Here is a 25,619-nt window from a genome sequence, read left to right as displayed (position 1 = left end):
GATGAGAAACAGGCTCAGCAAGTAGCCCACGGAAACTCCCAGGTCGGAGAGGATGCGCGCCCCGCACACCGAGGGGGGTGCGGGGCGCGCATCGGGGAGCGGGTCAGGAGGAGCGCCACCAGGCGCGGGGGGACTCGGCGCGGTGCCAGGCAGTGGTCGACCGGCTAGTGCGGTAGGAGTCGATCTGGCGCTGCCCGGCGCGGTCCGCCTCGCGGACGGCCTTCGCTCGGCGCTGCTGGCCGGACTTGGGCGGCTTCGGGTCGCGGCCGAACATCAGCGCTGCCTGATGCGGCCGACGAGGACGAACGGCTCGCCGTCGACCACGCACATCGCGGTGAACTCGCCGGGGCAGGCGCCGCCGCTCCTGGCGTCAGTGACGACCAGGCGCGAGCACCACGGCTCGCGGATCAGGCCGCTGACCACGTCCAGCGGCACGGGGTCGGCGACGCGGTAGGCGATGCCGTCACGGCGGACGGTCCCGACCAGCGGCAGGGAAGTGATCGCCTTCACTTCTGCTCGCCCTCCCAAACGGCCTTCTCGGTGAGGAAGGCGCGGTGGATCGGGTCGCCAGTCGGGCACGGCTGCCCGTCCTGGCACGGCTCGCAGGTGGCGGTGTGCTCCGTGGCGGCCCGGAAGGCGGCCATGTAGGTGATGAACTGCGGGTCGGACACGGACTTGTTCACGATGCCTGCTCCTCAGCGGTCGTGGTGGGGACGGCGTGCAGGGCGGGCCGGACGGCGGGGTGTTCCTTGTAGCGGGCGGCGATCCAGCCGACGGACCAGCCGGTCAGCTCCACCGCCTGGCGCTGCGGCAGCCCGGCTTCGACGGCGGCCTTGACCACCTCACGGGCCCGCTCCTCCGGCAGCCGCTCGGCGGCTGGGCCGCCGGACAGCAGCTCGGCGCGGGTGCGCTCGGCGGCTTCCCGCTCACGGCGTTCACGGTCGGCCCGGGCGGCGTGCTCACGGCGCTCACGCTCGCTCGCCTCGCGCTCACGGCGCTCGCGGTCGGCCCGCTCGGCGGCCTCCTGCCGTGTCTGCTCCTCGCGTGCCGCGGTCTCGCGGCGGGCGGTCTCCTCGCGTTGGTCGCGGGCCATGCTCGCGTCGTGCTCACGCTGCTCACGGGCGAGCCGGGCTTCGTGCTCACGGCGCTCGCGCTCGCCTCGCTCGGCGGCTTCGAAGCGCTCGATGCGGTCGGCCCGCTCCTCCTGCCGCCGGGCCTCGGTCCGCTGTTCGCGCTGTTCGCGCTCGGCCCGCTCAGCGGCCTCATGGGCGGCCAGCGCGGCGCCGATCGCCCGCCGGTAGGCGAGGGACGTCTCGGCCGTGACGATCAGCAGCAGCGGCGCCACCGCGTGGACCGCCACCCCGACCGGATCCCGGTCCAGGGCGGACAGACCCACGTTGAGCAGCACTGTCATGAGGCCGGTCATCCAGCGCAGGACCACCGGCCAGCGCCCGCCGTCGCCGTTCAGGCGGGCGAGCGTGGCGTCCATGCGCACCACGATCACCACCGCCGCGTCGACGACGAGCGGCAGGATCGGCGCTGTCCACTCCCAGCCCTTCGGGGTGTGGCCGGCCATGAGCGGGGTCACCGTGAGCACGCTGTAGAGGACCGCGCCGAACGTGATCGCCCACGTCCCGACACTCAACGCCCGCTCGGCCGAACGGACCTGAGCGGGACTCATCGCCGCCTTCATCGCGGCCCCCGATCCGTCCACGGTGAGCGGCCGGTGAGCGCGCTCATGGTGACCGTGAAAGCGGTGAACATGTTCTCGTTCACGCCGCCGCCCGGTAGGTGCTCGCGGTGCGGCGGATGACGGCCGGGCGCCGCAACGGAACCGGCGCCGACCGCAGGAGGCGCTCGGCGAAGGCGGCCAGCTCCGGGTCCTCCCGGCGCAGGTCCGCCAGCATCGCGTGCGCCGCGTCCAGCCGGGCCGCGCGCTCGATCTCGTCCTCGCCGGCGACCCCGGCGAACAGCTGCTCCTCCACGCCGAGCGCCAACTCGGCGAACTCGTCCTCGTCCGCGGCCGTCTGGCCCGCGATAATCAGCCTCATGGGCCTACCTCTTCTCTGGGGTGTGGGCCCGTGAGGGGCTGCCGCGCTCCGGCCAAGGAAGGCGCGGCGGCCCCGTTCTCACAGGCCCGGCCAACGTGCGATCAACAGCACTGGCCGCCCCAGTTGCCCAGGACAGCCAGCAGGTCTGCGCCCTTGCAGGCGGGCGCGGCCTTTTGATCTAGGTCTCCGATCTGACAAGGCGCCGGGATGCCTCGGCCCGATCTGTCCCGGGCCCCTTCGCCCTGGGCACGGCGGGAGGCCGGCCATCTACGGGCGCATTCGTGCAGGTCAGAGCAGCCCAAAGAAGGCCCCTCTGTGTCACCCCTGTCTCACTCGGTGCGACACTCACAACATAGAGAACCTGCTTAGGCAGGTCAAGAGAGTTGGGTTTCTCGCCTGTGTTGGGTGGCTGCCCTAGCATTAGCGCATGGCCCTAGACCCGGACGACTCGCGTCCCCCGTATCAGCAGGTCGGCAGCTATCTGCGGGCCTCGATCCTCACCAAGAAGCCCGGCTACGAGACGGGCGACAAGCTCCCGTCCGGCCCTGAGCTGGCCAAGTTCTTCGGCGTGGCGCGGGGGACGGTCGACAAGGCCCTCGACCTGCTCCGCACCGAGGGCCTGATCGTGACGCGGCAGGGGAGCGGGTCCTTCGTCCGAGAGCGCACGTCCCGCCCGGTCGGCCTGCGGCCGCACCTGGAGACGGCGTTCGAGCAGAAGCAGGTGACCCTCGACTTCGCCGGCTTCTCCAGCGAGACCCTGCACAACGCACTGCAGGAGCCGCTCGACAAGGTCCGCTCCGGCCGGCTCACCCCGGAGTCCATCGCCGTGCGGCTGTTGCTGCCGGACACCACGGAGCCCATGGCAGTGCCTGTGCTGGTCGATGGCCTCAAGGACGAGGAGGCACTCCGCGAGCGCGCCCGGAACATCGCGCTCACCAACGCCGGCGGCATCGCGCACTCTGTGGAGATGCTGGCCGAGCTGGGACTCGTCCAGTCGGCCACCGTCGAGGTGAAGGTGCATCGAGCGTCCAGCCTGTTCAAGCTCTACATCTTGAACCGGGCAGAGGCGTTCTTCGGCTTCTATCCCTTGCGCGAGCGCACGGTGCCGATTGATGGCACGGCGCGCACCTTCTACGACGTGACTGGCAAAGACACGACGCTGTTCCACCACGCCGCCGGCCCGGATGACGCATCGCTCGGCTCGCAGTACGTCCAGCAGGCCCAGAGGTGGTTCGACAGCGTGTGGGCCACCATCGCCTACGAGCGTCAGCCATGAACGCCGCCCGGCAGTTGCTCGCTGAGGTGCTCCGGCCAGTGAAACACGTCCTTCTCGACTTCGACGGCCCGGTGTGCTCGGTTTTTGCTGGCCTGCCCGCCCCGGAGGTAGCGCACAGACTCCGCGTGGGCCTAGGTGAGCAGGCGCCGGCCGGAGCCGCGACCGAGACGGACCCGCTTGCGCTGCTTCGCCTGATCTCAGAGGCCCGTCCAGACCTCACCGTAAGCGTTGACGCGGCACTGGCGACGTTGGAGGTGGAGGCTGTTCAGATCGGCAAGCCGAGCCCTGGTGGCGAATCGGTTCTGCTGGCCTGCATGCGTTCTGGCCGCTCCGTCTCGGTGGTGAGCAACAACGCGGGCGTGGCGATCGAGACGTATCTTTCGGCCCACGGGTTGAGAGGCCACGTGACCGGGGTCTTTGGGCGCACTCCCGGGGACCCGTCATCCATGAAGCCGAACCCGCAGCTTCTGAAGGAGGCCATGGAGGCTGTGGGTGCCAAGCCGACGGACTGCGTGTTCATTGGAGACGCCGCCCGGGATGTGGAGGCTGGGGATGCTGCAGGCGTGCCGACGATCGGGTATGCCAACAAGCCTGGAAAGGCGGTCAGGCTGGCCACGGCAGGAGCGATCGTGGTGGTCGACTCGATGCAGCTCATCGCCGACGCGATGGACAGCCAGAGCTGACGCCACCTTGTTACCCAAAGTGTGTGCGGGGACGTTGCGCGGTGGTGCAGTCTAGGCTCAAGCTTGGAGAGTGGCCATGCCCGCCGGGGTCACCACCACAGCCACCAGTGAACATGACAATTCGGGTGGTGCGCATTGGAAATTGCGACTGCGAGCGTCGTCGGAGCAGTTGGCCGGGTGGCCGCTGCTGCCGTCCAGAGATCTTCGAAGGGCGTGCGGGAGATTCGCCCCGTCTGGTCTGAGGAGATAGACCAGAGTGGCGGACTCGAACTAAAGGGCGCCACTGGTGAAACCCTCACGATTCTGACTCAAGATCAGGTTCAGCAAATCAGCGCCTTCGTTGAGAGGCCTGAAACGACTGCGCTCGTCCAGTTTATGCTAATCACTAGATTTGGCCTGAGAGATGAAGAGTCATTCGTCGACATTGCCGATGAGTACAGTGAGGCATTCTGCGCCCAGGCAGAGATATTTTGCCTGGAGCAAGGATTCAATTGGCAAGACCTGGCTGGCGAAATCTGGAACCTGGTAGTCGCGTACGCTCAAAGCGCGTTCCCGGTGCAGGAAATCTCTGCGTTGATGAGTAGAGAAGACTACGAGGCGATCTCCGCATACATTGGAAGCTCTCGAAAGATATCCGGGCGATCAAGGCCCGCAAACGCCGCATTCAGGGACATCGTCAGCATTCTCGGAGATTCCGATCGGTTTGCTCGGATGAGAGATCTCCTTCATGATGTCAGGGATCTCTCGCGAGATTACTATTCAGAGCTGAACCTGATGCACACTCTCCAGACGGTTGACAATTTCCGATTCGACCATGGCGCGCTATATGTATCGCGCAATATGCGAGTGCAGAATACTGATGATGTGCTCAGCGATGGTTTTCTCGCGAAACCTACAGGGCGCCCGCGATGTGTCGTAATTGGTAATCCCGGCGTCGGTAAGAGTACTATGACCAGGCACCTGGTTCATGGCCTCTCTGAGTCTAGTATCGATGAAGAGCCCTCGTGCTTTGCAGCCCTTATAGTAAGTTGCAAGGATGCCGCTGGACAAGAAGGCGCCTTCATCCTTGAGGCGATAGCAAAGAATCTACGGGATAAGCTTCAACTGGACGCATCCCATGACATCTTGAGTGACCTCATTACTGCCGGTCGCGCCTTCGTCATATTCGATGGAATCGATGAGATCATCGACATTGCGGCTCGGCAAAATTTCGTCAAGGCGATTGAGTCGTTTGCTAGCCGGTATCCGATTGCCCCAATCCTGATCACCGCCCGTCGGGTCGGATATGAAAAGGCGCCATTCAAGCCCAGAGAATTTCGAGTCCTTGAGCTTGATGACTTCTCGGAAGAGCAGGTTGCCGAGTATGCCAAGAAGTGGTTTCTGGCAGTAGATCGAGGCTTGGAGGAAGTTGACACCTTCATCAGGGAGACTGAGACAGTTCCCGATGTGCGTGTTAACCCCTTGATGCTTTCTCTCCTCTGCGCCCTCTATAAGGCGCGCGGGCATATTCCAAGAAACCGTTTGGGTGTCTACCGTGAATGTGCCGAGATGCTATTCCAGCGCTGGGACTCTATGCGCCATATCGAGCAACCCACCGATCATCGAAGCCACGGCACGCGACTGATGCAGGATCTGGCCCACTTCTTCTACAAGAGCCAGAAAGCTCAGAGTGGGGTTCAGGAGATTCAGCTTGTCAAAATCATAGCCGAGTTCTTTACGAGTACATCATCTGTAGAGTCAGTAGAGGCCAACCGGCGCGCGCAGAACTTCCTAGACTTCTGCGCCGGCAGAGCATGGCTCCTTTCGTACCAGGGTACCGACGATCGCGGTGAGCGGCTCTTCAGCTTTACGCACAGAACATTTATGGAATATTTTGCCGCAGAGGCTATTGTTCGACGGGCTCGTTCCATAGACGAGATCGTGGATGAAGTTGCTAAGGCTTACGAAAGGGACACGAGTTCAGTACTTGCCGACGTGATATACCAGTCGGCCGACGAGAAGTGGGATAATGGTGCACGGGATGTAATTGATGGCCTCATGTACCGCGCCCAAGGGCTGGGGAGAGTCAATGCAGATAGGCATCTCTCGCTCTGTTTGAGAATTCTGAATGCCGCTCCGGTTCCAAGCTTTACGACCGAGAAGGTAATAGCGCCCCTATTCTCCCATTGGGCCGATAAGTCTGCCGATCTGACTCGTGAAACCTCGACTGCGCTCTTCGACCTATATCGAGACCCGCGACAGTATGTATTGAGACGACTGCTGTCAGAGCCCGCCTGGGCTCTCCTGGCACTGGAGAGATGGGCTAGGTTCTACCTTCGTGGTGAGACCCTCATGTTTGACCCAGTGTGGGCGATTGAAGCTCCTGCTCTGGCGCGAACTGTGGAGATCACGGGTCGATCTGACAAGGCCCTACTTTCCTTTGCTATTGATTCTGGAATCATTGAGATCCCTTCATTTAGAGGGAACTTGAATTGGCTGTTCCACGTCATCGCCTTCGACAAGGTCGCTGCCGGCCCGGCTCTTCTGGAGCTTGAGCGCAGACTCTGGCCTGTATCAGGTGAGCAGCCCGGAAGCTTGCTGACTCGACTGGTCGCTGATGGCGCCTTGAAGGGGATTCTGCCTCATGGGAGGTCTCTGTCGAAGGCGCTGTCTGAAATAGCGCAAAGAAATACTAGAATATCCGCCGAAGAAATTGCCAGAAGGTCAGACTTTAGCGAGATTTCAGAAGTCCTCCTCTGGGTCAGTTGTGCTCTTTTCGAGTCATCATTTCCCAGCCTTCATGAATTTCACGAGTCGATCGATGGAGTATTTGGAATCGAATGGTTTAGGCGGGCTATCGCCACGAATGTGAATGGTCCTGGGATGCCTGCCACGGAGTACGATCCAGGCTCGTTTACTAGAGCGGAACTGGCTCTGATGTCTGAATCAGGATCAGTTCCCCGCTGGTTCCCCCGTTGGTGTCAGGGAAGAGTCAGGCTGCTTCAGCCTGAGACGGACTAGGTACATGGGGCTCCGGGCCACGCCGTTGGTGGAACATGTGTGGAACGAGTCGCCTGGCCGACCGCCTGGCCGGTACCCCGGGGCCAGGTAGCTAGTGCTAGGCCGTCACCGGCCTGCGTGCTCTTGAAAACTGTCGTGCGGTGACCCCGCACCGTGGGTTCGAATCCCACGCTCTCCGCTGGTTGGAGAACCACCTGCTCAGGGCGGGTGCCGACGTCGAGTCGGCACCCGCCTTCTGCGTTTCCGGGGGTGGAATTCACCTGAACGGGGGGTTTGGGGTGGGGGTGTGCTCGTGAGGGGGTGAGGGGTTCGTGTGTCGGGCGTAAGGGGCGGACTGCCCTGGGCCCGGCGAGGAGAGACTGATGGCCTGGTACCCCGGCGCTGAGAAGCTGGAGCTTCAGCCCGAGTCGGACGACCAGCCGGCGATCGTGCCGACGCAGGTGATCTTCCACAGCATCGCGGCGCCGTGGGCGCCGCGCCGAATCTACGAGTACTGGCGGGACTCGACCAATCTGGAGTCGCACTTCGGGGTCGGATACGACGGCAGTGTGGGCCAGTTCATCGGGACGGAGACCCGGGCGGACGCCAACATGGGGGCGAACCGCAGGGCGGACGGCACGGGGGCGGTGAGCGTCGAGTCGGCCAGCAACGACCAGAACACCGATCCGTGGACGGACGCGCAGGTCGCCGCCCTCGTCGCGCTCGGCGTCTGGCTGCACGGGCGGCACGGGATCCCGGTGCGGGCCTGCCGGAGCGCGAACGACCCGGGCTTCGGCTTCCACCGGCTCTTCCCGGAGTGGTCGGACGGCGGTACGTCGTGCCCCGGGGACGCCCGGGTACGGCAGTTCTACGACGTCGTGCTGCCCGGCATCGCCGCCGCCACGGGCGGCGGTCCGTTGCCGCCGCCCCGGTCCGACACCGCGCCGGTCCGCCGGCGGGTGACGATCAACGGCGTGGAGTACGGCTACGGCGCGCACGGGCCGCAGGTCCGCGAGGTGGGCGAGGCGCTGGTGGCGGCCGGGCACGGTGCGCACTACACGGCCGGTCCGGACGAGGACTGGCGGGACGCCGACACCCTCAACTACCAGGACTACCAGCGCAGTCTGGGGTACTCGGGCAGTGACGCGGACGGCGTCCCGGGCGAGCAGTCGCTGCGCCGGCTGCTCGGCCGGCTGCCCTCGCCGCGCCGCGTCTCGCTGGCCCACGTCGTCGCGGCGGCCCGGACCGACCCGGGCGCCGAGCAGGGCCACCAGACCTACGGCGGCGAGGTCCGGATCGTCGAACAGGCGCTGGTCGACGAGGGGTTCCTGGAGCAGCGCTGGGTGGACGGCTCGCTGGGCAGTACGACGGTGCAGGCGTACGCGGCCTTCCAGCGCAGCCTCGGCTACGCGGGCTCGGACGCCAACGGCATCCCCGGTCAGCGGAGTCTGCGGGAGCTGGGGCAGCGGCGGGGGTTCGACGTGACGGACTGACGGGCGGACGGACGGAAGCGCGGACGGACGGACGGCCGGGTCGGGGCGCCCGACCCGGCCGTGAGCGCCGGTGCTTGACCATGACACGGTGTGAGGCTCTGCACTGGAGGCATCATGTTCAACATCGGAGACTTCGCCAAGCACGGCCGGGTGTCGGTCCGGATGCTGCGCCACTACGACGCGATCGGGCTGCTGCACCCGGCCCGGGTCGACCCGGTCAGCGGCTACCGCTCCTACGAGGCCGCCCAGCTCGCCCGGCTCAACCGCGTCATCGCCCTCAAGGACCTCGGCTTCACCCTGCAGCAGGTGCGGGCCGTCCTGGACGAGCGGGTGGACGCGGCCGAGCTGCGCGGGATGCTGCGGCTGCGGCAGGCCGAACTGGCCGCCGCGATGGCGGCGGACGCCCAGCGGCTGGCCCGGGTCGAGGCGAGGCTCCGGACGATCGAGAGCGAGGGAACCATGCCTGCACAGGATGTCGTGGTGAAGCGGGTGCCGTCGGTCCGGGTGGCGGAGCTGACCGCCGTCGCGGCCGGCTACGAGCCGGAGGACATCGGACCGGTGATCGGGCCGCTGTTCCAGGAGCTCTGCCGACGGCTGGCGGAGGCCGGGGTGGCGGAGGCCGGGCCGTCCGTGGCCCGCTACGAGGACATCCCGGAGGGGGACGGCGCGGTGCTGATCCGGGTGGCGGTGCCGGTCGGGGCGACGGTCTCCGGCGCTGCGGAGCACGGCTTCGAGGTGGTCGACCTGCCGGAGATCCCGGAGGCGGCGACCATCGTGCACCGGGGGTCGATGGACGACGCGCTGGGCGCCTTCCAGACGCTGGCCCGGTTCATCGACGAGAACGGCTACCGCTCCACGGGCTACGCGCGGGAGCTGTACCTGGAGTGTCCGGACGCGCCGGCGGACTGGGTGACGGAGTTCCAGGAGCCGGTCGTCCGCCTGTAGTCAGGCGAGGAGGAAAGGGGAGGGGACGGGAGGGGAGGGGAGCAGGCGCGGGAGCGGGCGCGGCGGGGCCGTCGGCGGCCTTGCCCTCGACCTGGTCGAGGCCTCTACGGTCGGCGGCCACTGCCACCGACACCGGCACCACGCCCGCCGACCCACCCGCGACGTACACCGGCACCAGGCCCGCCGGCCCTCCCGCGACGTACACCGGCACCAGGCCCGCCGGCCCTCCCGCCCGGGCCGCGCTCCCGGGCCCGTACCTGCTCTGGCTGGTCGGCACCCAGGCCGGTCTGCTCGGCGACGCCGCGCTGTACCTCGCCCTGGGCTGGGCGGCCTCCGCGCACGGCGGGGGCGCGGCAGGTCTGGTGCTGACCGCGATCACGCTGCCCCGCACCGTCCTGGTCCTGCTGGGCGGCGCGGTGGCGGACCGGTTCGGTGCCCGCCGGGTGATGCTCGCCGGGGACGCGGTGATGCTGGTCGCCGCCCTGGCCCTCGCGGCCGCCGCGGCTGTCTGGGGCACGCCGCTCCGGCTGCTGCTCCTGGCGGCTGCCGTGATCGGCACCGTCGACGCGTTCTACCTCCCGGCGAGCGGATCGATGCCCTGCCGTCTGGTGGGCGCGGCGCAGCTGCCGCGGGCCCTCGCGCTGCGGCAGGCCGGCGGGCAGACCGCCGCCCTGCTGGGCGCACCGCTCGGCGGTGTCCTGGTCGCGGCGGGCGGCCTGCCGGGGGCGGCCCTGGTGGACGCGGCGAGTTTCGGGGTGCTCCTCCTGGTGCTGCTGAGGATCCGGCCGGTGGAGCCGGCGGCGGCGCGGCCGACCGACCGGGAGGCGGCGGGGCGCGGACCGTCCGAGCCGGGGCTGCTGCGCGAGGCGGCGGCCGGGGTCCGGCTGGCCCTGGCGGATCCGCTGCTGCGCGCCGCGCTGCTGCTCACCGGCGCCGCGGCCGGGGCGCTGCTGCCGGTGGTCCCGCTCCTCGCGCCGCTGCTCGCCCGGGCCCACGGCTGGGGCGCCTGGTCGGCCGGGCTGTCCGCCGGTGGACAGGGGGCCGGCGTGCTCGCGGTGGCGGGGCTGGTCTCCTGGCGGGGCGGCCTGCGCAGGGCAGGAGCCGGGGCGGCGGCCGGGCTCTGCGTGGCCTCGGTGGGGACCGCGGTGCTGGCCTGGGCGTCCGCACCGGCCACGGCGGTGGCGGGCAGCGTGCTGGCCGGGGCGGGGTCGGGGCTGTTCGCCTGCCACCTCGGACCGCTGGTGCTCCGCGGTGCCCCGGTCGGCCATCTCGGTCGGGTCCAGGCCCTGTTGACGCTGGTCCAGAGTGCGGCGCTGGTGCTGTCCACCGGACTGCTCGGTCTCCTCGCCGAGGTGGCCGGCGCCAGGTGGCCGACGACGCTCTGCGCGCTCGCCGCCGGCGGGGCGGGGCTGGCGGCCTGGGCGTCCCCCGCACTGCGCCGGGTCTGAGCCGCGGCCCGCGCCGTCGCTTCGTGGACCGAGGGCCGAGAACCGGACAGGGGAGGGCCGGAGCGGCGTACTTGCCGGTCGTGCGGTGGCGGGGCAGAGTGCGGGCAGAGGCGATGGGCGGCGTACGGCTCGATCTCCCACGACTCGGCGGCGTGCGGCGCGACCGCGTACGACCGGCGGCGTGAGGCCGGGGCAGCGTGTGCCGGACGGCGATCGGAGGCGGCGATGAGTGATCTGACGGACCGACTGGCGACGGGACTCCCGGGTGGGGCCCTGGTGGTGGACCCGGACGTGATGGCCGCCTACAGCCACGACATGGCGGGCTTCTGCGCGGCCGGCAACCCCGCCGTGGTGGTCTTCCCGGAGACGGTCGAGCAGGTGCAGCACGTCCTGCGGACCGCCACCGAGCTGCGCGTACCGGTGGTGCCGCAGGGCGCCCGGACCGGGCTCTCCGGCGCGGCCAACGCGGTGGACGGCTGCATCGTGCTGTCGATGGTGAAGATGAACCGCATCCTGGAGGTCGATCCGGTGAACCGGATCGCGGTGGTGGAGCCGGGCGTGGTGAACGCGGAACTGTCCAGGGCGGCCGGAGAGGTGGGGCTGGCCTACCCGCCGGACCCGTCCAGCTGGGAGTCCTGCACCATCGGGGGCAACATCGGCACCGGCGCGGGCGGGCTCTGCTGCGTCAAGTACGGCGTCACCAGTGAGTACGTGCTGGGCCTCGACGTGGTGCTGGCGGACGGGCGGCTGCTGTCCACCGGTCGTCGGACGGCCAAGGGGGTGGCGGGCTACGACCTGACCAGGCTGCTGGTCGGTTCGGAGGGCACGCTGGGCGTGGTGGTGGGCGCCGTGGTGGCGTTGCGGCCCGCTCCGGCACCGCAGTTGGCGCTGGCCGCGGAGTTCCCGAACGCGGACACGGCGGGCGCGGCGGTCTGCGAGGTGATGGCGCGCGGTCTCACGCCGTCGCTGATGGAGCTGATGGACACGGTCTCCGTGCGGGCGGTCAACGAGCTGGGGCAGATGGGGCTGCCGGAGTCGACCCAGGCCCTGCTGCTGGTGGCCTTCGACGGGCCGGACCCGGCGGCCGAGCTCGCGGTGGTGGGCGGGATCTGCCGGGCGGCGGGCGCGACAGAGGTGGTGCCGGCCGAGGACCAGGCGGAGTCCGAACTGCTGCTGCAGGCACGCCGGCTGGCCCTGCCCGCGATGGACCGGCTGGGGACCACGATGATCGACGACGTGGCGGTGCCGCGCTCGCGGCTGGCCGAGATGCTGAACGGCGTCGCCGCGATCGCCGAGCGGCACGCGCTGACCATCGGGGTGGTCAGCCACGCGGGCGACGGCAACACCCATCCGATCGTCATCTTCGACGCGGACGATCCGGAGGAGTCGGCCCGGGCGCAGCGTTCCTTCGACGAGATCATGGCGCTGGGGCTGGAGTTGGGCGGCACGATCACCGGGGAGCACGGGGTCGGGCTGCTGAAGCGGGAGTGGCTGGCACGCGAGCTGGGGCCGGTGGCGCTGGAACTGCAGCAGCAGCTGAAGGCGGTCTTCGATCCGCTGGGCATCCTCAACCCCGGCAAGGCGGTCTGATAATCAACCCTGAGCGTCTTTCCAGGGCCCTCGGCCGCCGCATTCCCCTGGGCTAAGTAGGATGGTGGAATAGTCGCAGGATGGCTGGATGTATCGACAAGGTCGAGTGGCTCTCCGCAAAGGGGGCGCGTTCGCCTATGTCGTGCGCCAGGGTGGTGCGCCTGGTTCTTCGTGTGCTCCCCGCGCGCCGCTCCCAAACGTCGCGCCAGGCGCCACCGTTCGGGCGAAATACCAGGTGAGTGCCGGTGTGTCGGCGCACTGTCCGCTGGAGCGCTCGTTATTCACCGTCGCCCTGGATATCACGCTAACGGGCGAAAACGGGGGCGCTAGGTGGTGCTTTGTCGATTTGTTGCGGAAGTCTGTCTCTCGGCGTCGCAGTCCGCAGGAGTTCGTCTGGCCGACGAACTCCCGCACACAATGCACGATTTACAGCTTTCTTGGAGGCTCTCATGGTTCGCACTCGCCACCGCCGGCTGGCCGGTCTTCTGGTCGCGGCCCCGCTCGCGGCCGGTCTGCTGTTGGCGGGCGCCGGCGCCGCCGCCGCCGACAACGGCGCGCTGGCCAACGACGGTTCCAACAGTGGGGTGGTGTCCAACGTCGGCACGGGCAACGTCTTCGGCTCCGTCGACGGCAATTACGTGTCCACCCAGCAGACGGCCACCGGGTCCGGTGCCTCGAACCAGGCCAACACCCTCGCGGTGAAGGACAACTCGGGCACCATCCTGGCCGGTCAGTCCAACAAGAACTTCAACATCGTCTTTGCACCGGTCTTCAACTGACGGGAACGGGTGCCACCGCCGGCGGGGGCGCCGGAGGTGGGTGACCGCGAGTGGGTCGAGCGCTCGCGGTGGGGCTCGAAGTGAGACACCTCGATGCAGGGAACCGGGTAGCGGAAAGGGTCACCGCAAACCGGCCTCGTGGGCGGTGCCGTCGATCGGCACCGCCCACGAGTGCGTTCACGCACCCAGCCCGGAAGGCGCGGCCCCGGAAGGCGCGGCCCCGGAGCGCCGCGCCCCGGAGCGCCGTGCCCGGAGCGCCGCGCCCCGGAGCCGCGGACGGAGCGCGGCCGCCACCCACGCGCGCCGGAAGCCGCCCGCGGCCGGCTCGCGCCGGTCCCTACGCCCGCTCCCGACGAGGGCGCGCACCGAGCGGTCACCCGTCGGCGGTACGGTTGCGCTCCGACAGCGCACCTCGCGCCCGGGGCCCCGACGGCCCCGCCGGCGAGGGGCTGCGTCCGCGGCAACCGGAAGGAAGGGCGCGATGGCAGCGGAGGAGGAGGGCCTGAGCGGCCCGGGCGAGGCCAGGCCTGCCCCGGGATCGGAATCGAGGCCCGAGTCGAGGCCCGCGCCCAGGTCCGTACCCGAGCTGTTGCTCGGCCGCCCGCCGATGGCCCGCCCGCTGCCGTCCTTCGACGCCGAGTCGGCACCGGCCGAGCCCGGCCTGCTCTTCGCCGAGTGGCTGGCGACCGCGCTCGCGGCCGGTGTGCTGGACCCGCAGGTGGCCACGCTCTCCACGGTGGACGCCGACGGTCTGCCGGACGCCCGGGTGCTGGTGCTGCGCGATGTCGACGCCTCCGGCACCGGCTGGGTCTTCTCGGCCGCCGCGGACAGCCCCAAGGGCCGCCAGCTCGCCGATCACCCGGCCGCCGCGCTCACCCTCTACTGGCCGCCGCTGGGCCGTCAGGTCCGGGTCCGCGGCACGGTCGAGCGGGCCGCCGACCAGGTCGCGGCCGCCGAGTTCGCCACCCGCTCCCCGGCCGCCCGGGTCGGTGCGCTGGTCGGCCGGCAGAGTGAGCCGCTGGCCTCGCTGGCCGAGTATGACGAGGCGGAGGCGGTCGCCCGCCGCCGGCTGGAGACGACTCCTGACACCGTCGCGGCCGGGCACGCCGTCTACACGCTCTGGGCGCACGAGGTGGAGTTCTGGCAGGGCGACGCCAACCGCCGCCACGTCCGGCTGCGCTACACCCGGACGGGCCCGGTCCGCACCCCGGAGTGGTCGCGGACCCTGCTCTGGCCGTAACGGCTGCCCGACGGGGCCCCTCCGTGCAGGAGGCTGCCCCGTCACTCCGCCCCCGTCACTCCGCCCCGTCATCGCCGCCCGGTGAGCGTGGCCCCCACGCTGGCGGCCACAACGCAGCCGATACCGGCCAGCTGCACCGCGCCGAGCAGCTGGCCCAGCACCACCAGGCCGACCAGCGCGCTGACCGCCGGCTCCAGGCTGACCAGGACGCTGAACACCCGCTGCGGCATCCGTCGCAGCGCGGTCATCTCCAGCGCGTACGGGATCACCGGCAGCAGCAGCGAGACCCCGGCCACCGCGAGCAGCAGGGTCAGCGGCGAGGCGCCGGGCGCGGTCAGCCCGTCCCAGGCCTGGCCGAGCCCGAACGGCGCCAGGGTCAGGGCGCCGACCGTCATCGACACCGCCAGCCCCTGGAACCCCTGGAACGCGGCGCCGACCTTGTCCGTGAACAGGATGTACGCCGCGTAGCAGGCGGCCGCGCCGAAGGCATAGGCCAGGCCGACCGGGTCGAGCGACGATCCGCCGCCGCCCTCGCCGAGCAGCGTCAGCAGGGCCACTCCGCCGGCCGCGAGCAGCGCCCAGACCAGATGGCTGGCCCGGCGGGCGAAGATCAGCGCGACCGCGAGCGGGCCGAGGAACTCGATCGTCGCGGCGGTGCCCATCGGCAGCCGGTCGATCGCTCCGGCGAAGAGCAGCGTCATCCCGGCGGACGCCACCCCGAGCAGACCGGCGGCGGCGAGGTCGCGCGGCCGCCGGCCCCGCAGCCCGGGGCGGGTGACGGCGAGCAGGATCACTGCCGCGAACCCGAGCCGCAGGAAGGTCGTGCCGCTCACCCCGAGCGGGTCGAAGAGCGGCTTGGACAGCGCGATGCCGAGCTGCACCAGGAACATCGCGGCCAGACACAGGAACGGCGCCGGGATTCGCTCCGGGCGCCGCACGAGCTTCGAGTACCGCCGGCCGGACGGCTCGGCGGGTCGCCTGCCCGGTGACAGCCCTTGGCCCGGGGCCCCGCCTCGTCGCCAACCACCGCGCTCGCCGGCGGGCTCGCCCTTGGGGGCGGGCGGCATGGCAAGGGCCTCGGCGACGGCGGCGGCCGGCGTCGGGGAGGTGGTTTGGCCGGTGTGGGACGTGGGCATAGTGGCGAGTTTGCCGTAAGGAGTGACTTGGGGGCAAGCTCGTTACCAAAATGCGGACGGATGCGGACGGGTGCGTCCGAAAGGGTGAGCTTCGCCGGAGCGTGCGGCGCGGTTGCCGTATTCGTCCGATGGCCCGTCAGTATCAAGGCGGGGTGCGCTATCTCCGCCCCGCGGCCCTGGCCGCCGCCTCCCTCGTGCTCCTGCTCGCGATCGACGGGGCAGGCGTGAGCGCCGGGGCGACCGCTCCGGTGGCCGCCGCGGCACCCCGCATCCGGGCCACCGTCCTGCCCGACCGGTCCGGCCCGCCCGCCCAGCGGGTCCGCGACCTCTACAGCGGCGCGGCCTTCGACGCCTGCACCGCACCCCCGCTCGACACCCTCCGGGCCTGGCACGGCACCTCCCCCTACGGCGCGGTCGGCATCTACACCAGCGGGTCCCAGCGCGGCTGCGCCCAGCCGGGGCTCACCGCCGACTGGGTTCGCCAGGCGCGGGCGATGGGCTGGCGCTTCCTCCCCGTCCACGTCGGGCTGCAGGCGCCGTGCAGCGAGCTCAAGGGCAAGCCGCAGCGGATCGACCCGGCCCGCGCGGCCCAGCAGGGGCGGGCCGAAGCGGCCGAGGCGGTCCGCGGCCTCACGGCCGTCGGGCTCGGCAAGGGCAGCCCGGTGTTCCTGGACATCGAGGCGTACCCGATGCAGGACCCGGCCTGTGGCCAGGCCGTCGTCGACTTCGCGCTCGGCTGGACCCAGGGGCTGCACGCGGTCGGCTACCGGTCCGGCTTCTACTCCAGCCTCGACTCCGGCGTCGCCGACCTCGCCGCGGCCGCCCGCGCGGGCAGCTCCCCGCTGCCCGACACGCTCTGGTACGCCCGCTGGGACGACCACGCGGACACCGCCGACAGTGGCGCCCTCACCTCCGACCTCTGGGCCGGCCGTCAGCGCGTCCACCAGTACCGGGGCAACGTGACGGAGACGTACGGCGGCGCCACGCTCACCGTCGACCGCAACCAGGTGGACGCGCCGCTGGCGGGCTGACGGGCCGGGCACCCGGGCCGGATAGGGTGTCCCGTCGATCGGCCGCGCGGAGGGGGACGGGCATGTCGGAGGGTCAGGGGCACTACGCCGGAGCGGGTGGGCAGGGCGCGATCCCACCGCCCGGGCCGTACCCGCAGAGCGGCCCGTACACCGGCCCGAACCCGTACGCCCAGCCGCAGCCGTACCCGCAGCCGCAGCCGTACAGCCCGGGCGCCAGTCCGTACGGGCAGCCCCAGCCGTACCCCCAGCCCCAGCCGTACGCCGGGCCGAACCCGTACGCCCAGCCGCTCCCACCGCAACCAGCGCCCGCCGGGCTCGCCGCACCCGCCGCCGCGTCCTTCGACGGCGGCTTCCCCGGCCCCCGGCCGCGCCGCAGCCGGATCTCCGTGCTGCTGCAGTTCACCCTCCAGTGGATCTACGCACCGGTCTGGATCGCCGCCCTGGTCGCCCTGTTCGCGATCCTGCTCTGGACCGGTGCCAGCGGCCCGTCCGGCCCCGAGTCCGACTCCTGGCTGAAGGTCAACCGAACCTTCGTCCCACCGCGCCGCCTCAAGGCCGAGCTCACCGGCCGCCCGGAGGACTGGGAGCGGTACGTCGGCCCGATCCTGGAGCGCCGGATCCGGCTCGCCGAGGCGGGGTACGCCGCCGGTGACGGCGACGTCGGGGCCGACCTCGGCCGCACCGTCGGGGTCAAGCTGGCGGTCCGCCTCTACCGGGGCCTGGGCGCGGCCGGGGTGGTCCGGCTCGCGGAGCGCTACGGCTGGCAGGGCGTGCCCGCCGGCGGCGACCTGGCGCGTGTCCGGCTGAGCCGCCGGTACCCCGCCCCGCCCCGGGTGTCCGCACCCGGCCCGCAGGATCCGCCGGCCGCCCCGGGCACGCCGTGGGGCGCCCGGCCGGGCCGGTCCGCGTTCCTGCTGCCGTTCATGCTCGTGCTGCAGATCGCCTACGTCCCCGTCTGCGGGGTGCTCAGCCTGCTGGCCTTCTGGGTGAAGCACCCCGAGCCCGACTACTGGGACCGCTGGGGCGCCCGCTGGGCGGTCGGGCCGCGCGCCTTCCGGGCGGAGTTCACCGGCAGCGCCGCCGCCTGGGACCGCCACGTCCGCCGCATCGTCGCGCGCGAGGTCCGCCCGGGCAACGGCAAGGGCGCCGAGGCGCCCCGGCGGATCCGGGTCAACCTCGCGACCTATCGCGGCGCGGGCGCCCAGCACGTCCTGCGGGTCGCCGCCGAGCAGGGGTACGTCCTGGACCCGGCCTACCTGCCGGACCCCGGGGTCTGCGTCCGCCTGTACCGCCCCGACCGGCAGGTCTGACCGGTCGCCGCCCTCGCCCGCCCGCGCGGGTGCGGCTCAACCGCCGGCCCCGCCCGGCCACCCGGTGCGGTTCGGCGGCTCGGGCCGGCGGGCGCGCCTCAGTCCCGGAGGCCGAGGGAGAGCCAGCCGCGCCCGTCGCAGTCCCGGCAGGTCTCCGGGATGTGCCCGGTACCCGAGCGGTCGGCCCGGACGCCCAGCCGCGCCCGCGTCCGCACCCCGTCGGAACAGCACGGGCACGGCACGCGGAACCCGGCCGGCTCGGACTGTACCCGGCGATCGTCATGACTGTCGCTCATGCCGCCCAGTATCGCGTGCCGCTGTCGGTGCGACCGGCCGCGGCAGTGTCAGTGCGGCCCGCTACAACAGGGCTGACCGATCGACCCGATCACGGAGGACTCATGGGCACCTGGGGCAGCGGCAACTTCGACAGCGACGCGGCCGCCGATCACCTCGGCGAGTTCACGGCCCGGCTGATCGGCGAGGTCGAGCAGGCGATGGCCGGTGACCGGGTCGAGCTGGAGGCGGACGAGTACTGGGGCACGGCCGTCCCGTGCAACCTCGAACTGCTCCACCTGATCGCCTCCCGCCACTACGTCGGCGCCGGTCTGCCCGCCGCGGCCACGATCGAGGGCTGGAAGGCGGACTTCATGGCGGTCTGGGAGCAGAGCATCGACGGGCTGGAGCCCGCCCCCGGGCACAAGGAGGAGCGGCGGGCCGTCCTGCTGCGGACCTTCGACGACCTGGCGGCCCTGGCCCGCGAGCTCGAGCGGGACGGACTGGCCCCGTAGCGTCACGGGCGGCGGGCACGGCCCGAGGAACCCGCCACGGCGGGCACGGCCCGAGGACCCCGCCCACGGCGGGCACGGCCCGAGGACCTCGCCCACGGCCGAGCCGCCCAAGGACGCTGCCCCCGGCCGACGCGGCGAATCCGTGACCCGTGCAACGGCGCCGGAATGCTGACAGCGGGCAGGTGGAGAGGCACAATCGGGCTCGACTGCCGCTATTACCGCCCAGTAGCCGCCCGGTGACCGTCGCAGTCGCCGCCGCAGTGCCGCCCGGTCAAGGAGGACCCGTGTTCAGCACGATGCAGGACGTCCCGCTCACCGTCGCCAGGATCCTGGAGCACGGGTCGACCATCCACGGACGGTCGACCGTCACGACCTGGGACGGCACCGGCCCGGTCGTCCGGACGTACGCGGAGGTCGGCGCGCGCGCCGCGCGGCTCGCCCACGCGCTGCGGGACGAGCTCGGGGTGACCGGGGACGACCGGGTGGCCACGCTGATGTGGAACAACGCCGAGCACCTGGAGGCGTACCTCGCGGCGCCGTCCATGGGAGCGGTGCTGCACACGCTCAACCTGCGGCTCCCGCCGGGCCAGCTGTCGTTCATCGTCAACCACGCCGCCGACCGCGTGATCATCGTCAACGGCACCGTGCTCCCGCTGTTGGCGGCCGTCCTGCCGGAACTCGCCCCCACCCTCAAGCACATCGTGGTCAGCGGCCCCGGCGACCGGTCCGTGCTGGCCGGCTTCACCGGCGCCGTGCACGACTACGAGGACCTGATCGCCGGACGGCCCACCACGTTCCCGTGGCGGACCGACATCGACGAGCGCCAGGCAGCCGTGCTCTGCTACACCTCCGGCACCACCGGTGACCCGAAGGGCGTGCTCTACAGTCACCGCTCGGTCTACCTGCACGCCCTCCAGGTCAACACCGGCGACAACTTCGCCTTCACCCCGCGCGACATCGCGCTGCCGGTCGTCCCGATGTTCCACGTCAACGCCTGGGGCATCCCGCACGGCGCCTTCATGTCCGGTGCCGGCATGCTGATGCCGGACCGCTTCCTCCAGCCGAAGCCGCTGGCCGAGATGATCGCCCGGGTGCGGCCCACCGTCAGCGCCGCGGTGCCGACGATCTGGAGCGGTCTGCTCGACGAGCTGGACGCGGGCGACTACGACACCTCCAGCCTGCGCATGGTGGTCATCGGCGGCTCCGCCTGCCCGCCCGCCCTGATGAAGGCCTTCGACGAGCGGCACGGCATCCGGGTCGTGCACGCCTGGGGGATGACCGAGACCTCGCCGCTCGGCGCCTTCGCCCAGGCCCCCGGCGGCCTCACCCCCGAGGAGGAGTGGCCGTACCGGGTCACCCAGGGCGTCTTCCCGGCCTCCGTCGAGGCCCGGCTGACCGGTCCGGGCGGCGAGCGGATGCCGCACGACGGCGTCTCGGCGGGCGAGTTGGAGGTGCGCGGGCCGTGGATCGCCGGCGCGTACTACGGCGGCGCCGGCCACGACCCGGAGCGCCCCGACGACAAGTTCTCCGAGGACGGCTGGCTGCGCACCGGCGATGTCGGCACCATCACCCCGGACGGCTACCTGACCCTGACCGACCGCGCCAAGGACGTCATCAAGTCCGGCGGCGAGTGGATCTCCTCGGTGGACCTGGAGAACCACCTGATGGCCCACCCGGAAGTGGCCGAGGCCGCCGTGGTCGCCGTCCCGGACGAGAAGTGGGGCGAGCGCCCGCTGGCCACCGTGGTGCTGCGGCCGGGCGCCACGGCCGGACTGCGGGAGCTGCGCGCGTTCCTGGCCGAGCGGATCGCCTCCTGGCAGCTGCCGGAGCGCTGGGCGATCGTCGACGCGGTGCCGAAGACCTCGGTCGGCAAGTTCGACAAGAAGGTCATCCGGGCCGGCTACGCGGCCGACGAGCTGGACGTCACGGTGCTCGGCAAGGAGTAGCGGACAGCGGCGGGAACAGCCGGGCCCGGGGGCCGGCCACCACGGGTGGCCGGCCCCCGGTCGTGTCAGCCGGCGGCCGCGACGCCCGCCTCGCCCATCGCGCCGATCCGCCCGAGCAGGTCGACGATCCGGGACTGGACGTCGGCACTGGTGGAGCGCTCGGCGAGGAACAGCACCGTCTCGCCGGTGCGCAGCCGGGGCAGTTCGCGCGGGTCGAGGTCGACCGAGGTGTAGACGACCAGCGGGGTGCGGTGCAGCCGGTCGTTGGTGCGCAGCCAGTCCAGCAGGCCGACCCGGCGGCGGCGGATCTGGAAGAGGTCCATCACCACCAGGTTCGGCTGCACGCTGCTGGCGCGGGCGACGGCGTCGGTCTCGTCCACCGCGTGCTCGACGTGCATGCCGCGCCGCTCCAGGCTGCTGATCATGGCGGCGGCGATGTCCGGATCGCCCTCGACCAGCAGCACCCGGGGGGCGTGGTTCTCGCCGTCCCGGGGGGCGAGGGCGCGCAGCAGCACGGCGGGGTCGGCGCCGTACGCGGCGTCCCGGGTGGCCTGGCCGAGGCCCGCGGTGACCAGGACCGGGACCCTGCTGTTGAGGGCGGCGGTGCGCAGCGACTGCAGGGCGGTCCGGGTGATCGGGCCGGTCAGCGGGTCGACGAAGAGCGCGGCGGGGAAGCCGGCGATCTGGGCGTCCACCTCCTCGCGGGAGCGGACGATCACCGGCCGGTAGCCGCGGTCCTGGAGGGCCTGCCGGGTGGCCGGGTCAGGCTCTGGCCAGACCAGCAGCCGGCGCGGGCCGCCGTCCCCGGCCGGGACGGGGCGTGCGGGGTGCTCGACGGGGTCGTCGTGACCGGCGGCGGGCAGTTCGGCCATCGGGCGCGGCGCCGTCCTGGCCTCGGGCGAGGCGGGCAGCTGCGGTGCGGCGGCCTGGAAGGCCTCGGCCGGTCCGGCCGGAACGCCCGTACCGGAGCCGCCCGGAGCACCGGGGGCGCCGAGCGGGCGCGGCGGAGCGAGCTCGGCCAGGCCGGTGCCGACCGGCTGCGGGCCGTCCGGGCCGGTCGTGGCCGGTCCGTCCGAGCCGGCGGCGGGCAGCGCGGGCCGGGCGAGCTCCAGGGCGCCGGGAGCGCCCTCGGCCGATCCGTGCGCCGACGGCGGCTGCGCGGCGGCCTCCCGGGCCTCGGTGTCGGGGCCGGGCGGAACGGCCAGCCGGCGGCGCCGGCCGGTGGGCGGGGCGGCGGGCGGCTGGGGCGGGGCCGGCGCGGGACCGGCGGGCAGCGCGTGCTCCAGCCCGGGGTAGACCGGGGCGGACTCGGGCATGCCGGGCAGCGCGAACCCGCCCGACGAGTCCTCGTTGGCCGGCAGCGCGCGGCGCCGCCGGGACGGCTTCGGCGCCTCCGCGCCGTCGCCCTCCGCGCCTGGCCGGCCGAAGGCCTCGGCTCCGGCCGGAACGCCCTCGGCCGGAACGCCCTCTGCCGGGCCGACCGGTACGCCGGTCGCCGGGGTGCCGCCGGCCGGCGTACCGGCGGCGGGGGTGTCGGCCGGAGCCGGTGGGGCGGGGTCGGCGGGTGCGGTGCCGGGCCCGAGCGCGAACGGGCCGCGCGGCGCCGCCGGAGCGGCCGCGGCGGGCTCCTCCGGGAGGCCGTCGACCGGCACCGCGTACGCCGTGCCGGACCGCCCGTCGTCCTTGCCCCACGGGTCGCTCGGTTGGGCGGTGGTGGCGCCCACGCCCTGGCGCCCGTAGGCGGGGTCGTTGCCGGTGCCGTTCCACTGCTCGGGGACGGCCCGCTCGACCCGTGCCGGGGCGTTCGGCCAACGGTCGGCGGCGGCCGCCGCGTCGGCCTCGGGCACGGCCTCGGGTTCGGCCGCCGGCCGGCCCCGGCGCCCGCGCCGCTCGGCCACCGGCGGCTGCGCCGGCTCCTCGTTCACGGCCTGCTCCGGTCCGGGGGCCGGGTCGGAGGCCCCGGCGGGTGCCGGGCCGTCGGCCGCTGCCTTCTCGGTGTCGTCCTCGGGGCGCCGGGCCGCGGGCAGCTGCGGGATGCCCGGCAGGTCGGGCAGCACCGCGCTGTCGCCCTCCTTGGGCCGGTCCGACCGGCCCTCGGCCGAGGCGCGTTCGGCGGCGGCCTTCGCCGCGACCGGGTCCAGCGGCAGCTCGACGACGTACGTGGTGCCGGCCTTGCCGGGCAGCTCGTGCGGCTGGAGCACGCCGCCGTGGCGCTCGACCACCGTGCGGGCTATCGGCAGGTGGACGGGGCTGCCGCCGCGTCCGGGGCCGCGGATCTCCACCCGGGCGACGTCGCCGCGCTGGGCGGCCGCGAGCACCACCATCGGGGCGTCGCCCTCGGCCGGGGCCGGCGCGGCCGTCCCGGCGGGGTTCAGTCCGGGGGAGCCGACGGCGGGCGGGGCGTCGAGCGAGAGCGCCACCCCGCTGACGTCGGCGACCAGGTGGGCCAGCGCCTGGGCGAGCCGCTCCCGGTCGGCGATCACCTCGACGGCGGCGGCGTGCACGGAGAACCGCACCCGACCCGCGCCGACCAGCTCGCCCGCGTGCTCGACGGCCTTGCGGATCACCTTGTCCAGGCCGACCGGCACCCGGTCGGCGGCGGGCTTCGCGCCGTCCTTGTCGTCGGCCGGGCCGCCGGCCGCGTTCTCGGCCTCGGAGCGCTGGTGGGCCAGGACGCCGTCGATCAGCTTGCCGAACCGCCGGCACTCGTCGGCCAGCCGTCGCAGCGTCCAGTTGGCCTCCGGCCAGAGCTGGCCGGCCGGGTCGGCGGCGAGCGCGTCGATCCGCCGGTGCAGCGCGGTCAGGGCGCCGCCCAGCTCGCTCTCCAGGACGGCGGTGAGGTGTTCGTTGCGGGCGACGAGGGCCAGCTCGCGGCTGCGGTCGGTGAAGGTCATCACCGCGCCGACGAGCTGGTCGCCGTCGCGCACCGGGGCGGTGGTGAGGTCGACGGTGACCGGACGGCCGTCCTTGCGCCAGAGCACGGTGCCGCGCACCCGGTGCTTGCGCCCGGAGGTCAGGGTGTCCAGCAGCGCGGACTCCTCCAGCGCCAGCGGGGTGCCGTCGGCCCGGGAGTGCTGGATCAGCGGGTGCAGCTCACGCCCGCCCAGCTCGCTCGCCCGGTACTCCAGGATGTGCGCGGCAGCCGGGTTGACCAGCACGCAGCGGCCTTCGAGGTCCACGCCCAGCACGCCCTCGGCGGCGGCCCGCAGGATCATCTCGGTCTGCTTGTGCTGACGGCGCAGCTCCGCCTCGACGCCGAGCCGGCTGGAGAGGTCGCGGACCAGCAGCAGGAGCAGGTCGCTGCCGGAGGGCCGGGAGCCCTCGCGGTACGGGTCGTAGGGGACGAGCGGGGAGAGCGCGTAGCCCCGCCCCTCGCTCGCGCCGTCGTCGGCGAAGTCGTTGCCCGAGACCTCGACCGGGAACGTGCTGCCGTCGGTACGGCGGGCGGTCATCCGGACCGGGCGGTCGAGGGCGTCGTCCTCGCGCGGTTTCGGCCGCATCGAGCCGGGGATCCGGCTCGGGTCGAACTCCGGCAGCAGGTCCAGTACGCCCATGCCGACCAGTGAGGTGCCGGGTGTCTGGAGCGCCTGGACCGCTGCGCTGTTGGCATCGACGACCGTGCCGTTGCTGTTCACCAGCAACAACGCGTCGGGCAGGGCGTCGAGTATGGCGGCGAGGCGAGCAGCGCCTCGGATCGGCCTGCTGCTCACGTCGACAGGTCTCCTCGGCTCAGGGCAGCTCCTCCGGAGAAGGCAGTATCTCATTCTTCTTTGCGGTGGGGACGACCCGCCTAGTAACGTTGGCGGTGGTTGGTGCCGGGCCCTCGGGTTGTGGCATCATCACTGGCACACGGAGCGAGTCCGCCACGCGGGCGCGATCCATGTGGGGAGGCTTCGCCTAGTCCGGTCTATGGCGCCGCACTGCTAATGCGGTTTGGGTCTTAAAGCCCATCGAGGGTTCAAATCCCTCAGCCTCCGCCAGTCGGGAGCCCCGTCGACGATCACGTCGGCGGGGCTTCTCGCATGTCCGGGGCCCGGTCGGGGCCGGGCCGGACGCCGAGCGCGCCCGGTCGCGGAGGGCCGGGGGATCGGGCCGCCGCCCGGTCGTTCCGGGGCCCGGATCAATCGATTTCGCCCCGCGTCGCAGGTCATGTAATGTTGTCCCCGCAACGCCCCGCTGGCACGTTCACCAGGGCGAGCGCTCATAGCTCAACGGATAGAGCACTTGACTACGGATCAAGAGGTTGCAGGTTCGAATCCTGCTGAGCGCACCAAACCTTCGCAAGACCGGGTTCCGCCCGGCACTTGCGCTCATAGCTCAACGGATAGAGCACTTGACTACGGATCAAGAGGTTGCAGGTTCGAATCCTGCTGAGCGCACCAGCGAGAAGCCCCCGGCCACCGGCCGGGGGCTTCTCCGTTTTCCGGGCGCGTGTCGGCCGTCGGTCCCCGCGCGGCCCGGGCGCTCGGCCCGGCTCCGAACCGCCCGGCCGTCCGCCGCGGCCGGACTGCGGGCTCCGGGTTCCGGCTTCCGGGCGGCCGGGCCGAGGGCGCCACGGCCGGGCTCGGACGGCTGCCGGTGGAGCCCCTCGGCGAAGCCGGCCCCGTGGTCGAACGGTCGCGAAGTCGCTGGCGGCGTGGATAGGTGCGGGCGCCGGCTCCGCCGGGCGCACCGATCGTCCGCTCCGCTGGTGCGCACCGGTGGTGCGCAACGGGAGCGCTCGACGCACGGTCAGGTACCGGTCCGCGGCGCCCGATCGGAATCCCCCGGATTCCCCGCGATACGCCGCTAATGGATGAAATCCATTCCCTTCGGGTACATCCTTTCCTGTCGGTCGGATGACCGCCGAACGGGTGGGACCCGGCCGATAGCGCAGGTGTCGCAGTATGACCGGCCCAGGATCGTGATTCCGTTTTGTCAGATC

At 71.8% G+C, this 25,619-nt stretch carries 21 protein-coding genes and 3 tRNA genes; 16 read left to right on the top strand and 8 right to left on the bottom strand.

Going from position 1 to position 25,619, the window contains the following annotated elements:
* Positions 1–103: 103 nt before the first annotated feature.
* From ACZ34W_RS03270 to ACZ34W_RS03250, 5 genes are all read right to left on the bottom strand, one after another.
* Positions 104–274: a hypothetical protein gene (locus tag ACZ34W_RS03270; RefSeq protein ID WP_465601292.1), complete on the bottom strand. Its 171-nt coding sequence runs from the start codon at positions 272–274 to the stop codon at positions 104–106.
* Positions 274–510 carry a hypothetical protein gene (locus ACZ34W_RS03265; RefSeq protein ID WP_387882296.1) on the bottom strand — a complete coding sequence of 79 codons (237 nt, stop codon included), beginning with the start codon at positions 508–510 and terminating at the stop codon, positions 274–276. The genes ACZ34W_RS03270 and ACZ34W_RS03265 overlap by 1 nt, the downstream gene beginning before the upstream one ends.
* Positions 507–683 carry a hypothetical protein gene (locus ACZ34W_RS03260; RefSeq protein WP_465601289.1) on the bottom strand — a complete coding sequence of 59 codons (177 nt, stop codon included), beginning with the start codon at positions 681–683 and terminating at the stop codon, positions 507–509. The genes ACZ34W_RS03265 and ACZ34W_RS03260 overlap by 4 nt, the downstream gene beginning before the upstream one ends.
* Positions 680–1,681, bottom strand: coding sequence for a DUF2637 domain-containing protein (locus tag ACZ34W_RS03255; RefSeq protein ID WP_465601286.1), 1,002 nt, complete (start codon positions 1,679–1,681; stop codon positions 680–682). Before ACZ34W_RS03255 ends, ACZ34W_RS03260 begins: the two co-directional genes overlap by 4 nt.
* Positions 1,682–1,772: 91 nt before the next feature.
* On the bottom strand, positions 1,773–2,051 hold the full coding sequence (locus ACZ34W_RS03250) for a hypothetical protein (protein ID WP_465601283.1): 279 nt from the start codon (positions 2,049–2,051) through the stop codon (positions 1,773–1,775).
* Between the two features lie 427 nt (positions 2,052–2,478).
* Between ACZ34W_RS03250 and ACZ34W_RS03245 the strand changes: the two genes are divergently transcribed.
* The 9 genes from ACZ34W_RS03245 (at position 2,479) to ACZ34W_RS03205 (ending at position 14,484) form a co-directional block, all read left to right on the top strand.
* Positions 2,479–3,327, top strand: a complete 849-nt coding sequence (locus ACZ34W_RS03245; RefSeq protein ID WP_465601280.1) for a GntR family transcriptional regulator — start codon at positions 2,479–2,481, stop codon at positions 3,325–3,327.
* Entirely contained in the window at positions 3,324–4,010 is a 687-nt protein-coding gene (locus ACZ34W_RS03240) for an HAD family hydrolase (RefSeq protein ID WP_465601277.1), read from the top strand. Before ACZ34W_RS03245 ends, ACZ34W_RS03240 begins: the two co-directional genes overlap by 4 nt.
* Positions 4,011–4,187: 177 nt before the next feature.
* Positions 4,188–7,010, top strand: coding sequence for an NACHT domain-containing protein (locus ACZ34W_RS03235; RefSeq protein WP_465601273.1), 2,823 nt, complete (start codon positions 4,188–4,190; stop codon positions 7,008–7,010).
* A gap of 362 nt (positions 7,011–7,372) precedes the next feature.
* Positions 7,373–8,482 (top strand): peptidoglycan-binding protein, encoded by a 1,110-nt coding sequence (locus ACZ34W_RS03230; protein WP_465601270.1) that lies wholly within the window; start codon positions 7,373–7,375, stop codon positions 8,480–8,482.
* A 114-nt stretch (positions 8,483–8,596) separates the two neighbouring features.
* Positions 8,597–9,427, top strand: a complete 831-nt coding sequence (locus ACZ34W_RS03225) for a MerR family transcriptional regulator (RefSeq protein WP_352290461.1) — start codon at positions 8,597–8,599, stop codon at positions 9,425–9,427.
* Between the two features lie 80 nt (positions 9,428–9,507).
* Positions 9,508–10,875: an MFS transporter gene (locus ACZ34W_RS03220; RefSeq protein WP_465601266.1), complete on the top strand. Its 1,368-nt coding sequence runs from the start codon at positions 9,508–9,510 to the stop codon at positions 10,873–10,875.
* Between the two features lie 225 nt (positions 10,876–11,100).
* Positions 11,101–12,465: an FAD-binding oxidoreductase gene (locus tag ACZ34W_RS03215; RefSeq protein WP_465601263.1), complete on the top strand. Its 1,365-nt coding sequence runs from the start codon at positions 11,101–11,103 to the stop codon at positions 12,463–12,465.
* A gap of 449 nt (positions 12,466–12,914) precedes the next feature.
* Positions 12,915–13,244 carry a hypothetical protein gene (locus tag ACZ34W_RS03210; RefSeq protein WP_329488666.1) on the top strand — a complete coding sequence of 110 codons (330 nt, stop codon included), beginning with the start codon at positions 12,915–12,917 and terminating at the stop codon, positions 13,242–13,244.
* Between the two features lie 481 nt (positions 13,245–13,725).
* The gene (locus ACZ34W_RS03205; RefSeq protein WP_465601260.1) at positions 13,726–14,484 is read left to right on the top strand and encodes a pyridoxine/pyridoxamine 5'-phosphate oxidase; all 759 of its coding nucleotides are present in this window, start codon (positions 13,726–13,728) and stop codon (positions 14,482–14,484) included.
* A gap of 68 nt (positions 14,485–14,552) precedes the next feature.
* Here the strand turns inward: ACZ34W_RS03205 and ACZ34W_RS03200 are convergent, their stop codons facing one another.
* The gene (locus tag ACZ34W_RS03200) at positions 14,553–15,620 is read right to left on the bottom strand and encodes an EamA family transporter (RefSeq protein ID WP_465601257.1); all 1,068 of its coding nucleotides are present in this window, start codon (positions 15,618–15,620) and stop codon (positions 14,553–14,555) included.
* Between the two features lie 152 nt (positions 15,621–15,772).
* On the opposite strand from ACZ34W_RS03200, the gene ACZ34W_RS03195 reads away from it, so the two are divergent.
* Both ACZ34W_RS03195 and ACZ34W_RS03190 read left to right on the top strand, forming a co-directional pair.
* Positions 15,773–16,651, top strand: a complete 879-nt coding sequence (locus ACZ34W_RS03195) for a DUF1906 domain-containing protein (protein ID WP_465601255.1) — start codon at positions 15,773–15,775, stop codon at positions 16,649–16,651.
* A gap of 62 nt (positions 16,652–16,713) precedes the next feature.
* Positions 16,714–17,961 (top strand): hypothetical protein, encoded by a 1,248-nt coding sequence (locus ACZ34W_RS03190; RefSeq protein WP_465601252.1) that lies wholly within the window; start codon positions 16,714–16,716, stop codon positions 17,959–17,961.
* A gap of 98 nt (positions 17,962–18,059) precedes the next feature.
* Here ACZ34W_RS03190 and ACZ34W_RS03185 read toward each other — a convergent pair whose 3' ends face one another.
* Positions 18,060–18,257 carry a hypothetical protein gene (locus ACZ34W_RS03185; RefSeq protein ID WP_465601250.1) on the bottom strand — a complete coding sequence of 66 codons (198 nt, stop codon included), beginning with the start codon at positions 18,255–18,257 and terminating at the stop codon, positions 18,060–18,062.
* Positions 18,258–18,359: 102 nt separating this feature from the next.
* Between ACZ34W_RS03185 and ACZ34W_RS03180 the strand changes: the two genes are divergently transcribed.
* Together ACZ34W_RS03180 and ACZ34W_RS03175 are read left to right on the top strand one after the other, a co-directional pair.
* A complete protein-coding gene (locus tag ACZ34W_RS03180) occupies positions 18,360–18,749 on the top strand; it encodes a DUF4259 domain-containing protein (protein ID WP_329488660.1) in 390 nt (129 codons plus the stop codon).
* Between the two features lie 284 nt (positions 18,750–19,033).
* Complete coding sequence (locus tag ACZ34W_RS03175) at positions 19,034–20,695, top strand: long-chain fatty acid--CoA ligase (protein WP_359804069.1); 1,662 nt, start codon at positions 19,034–19,036, stop codon at positions 20,693–20,695.
* A gap of 65 nt (positions 20,696–20,760) precedes the next feature.
* Here the strand turns inward: ACZ34W_RS03175 and ACZ34W_RS03170 are convergent, their stop codons facing one another.
* Complete coding sequence (locus ACZ34W_RS03170) at positions 20,761–24,405, bottom strand: hybrid sensor histidine kinase/response regulator (protein ID WP_465601246.1); 3,645 nt, start codon at positions 24,403–24,405, stop codon at positions 20,761–20,763.
* A 176-nt stretch (positions 24,406–24,581) separates the two neighbouring features.
* On the opposite strand from ACZ34W_RS03170, the gene ACZ34W_RS03165 reads away from it, so the two are divergent.
* The 3 genes from ACZ34W_RS03165 to ACZ34W_RS03155 all read left to right on the top strand — a co-directional run bounded on the left by ACZ34W_RS03165 (position 24,582) and on the right by ACZ34W_RS03155 (position 25,077).
* Positions 24,582–24,675: transfer RNA gene (locus ACZ34W_RS03165), tRNA-Ser, on the top strand.
* A 217-nt stretch (positions 24,676–24,892) separates the two neighbouring features.
* Positions 24,893–24,968, top strand: a tRNA-Arg gene (locus ACZ34W_RS03160).
* 33 nt (positions 24,969–25,001) lie between these two features.
* Positions 25,002–25,077, top strand: a tRNA-Arg gene (locus ACZ34W_RS03155).
* Positions 25,078–25,619 lie beyond the last annotated feature (542 nt).

It is taken from the genome of Kitasatospora sp. NPDC022856, from assembly GCF_055561235.1.
Note: the sequence above shows the minus strand (reverse complement) of the source record. Positions and strands in the feature narration are given on the sequence as shown.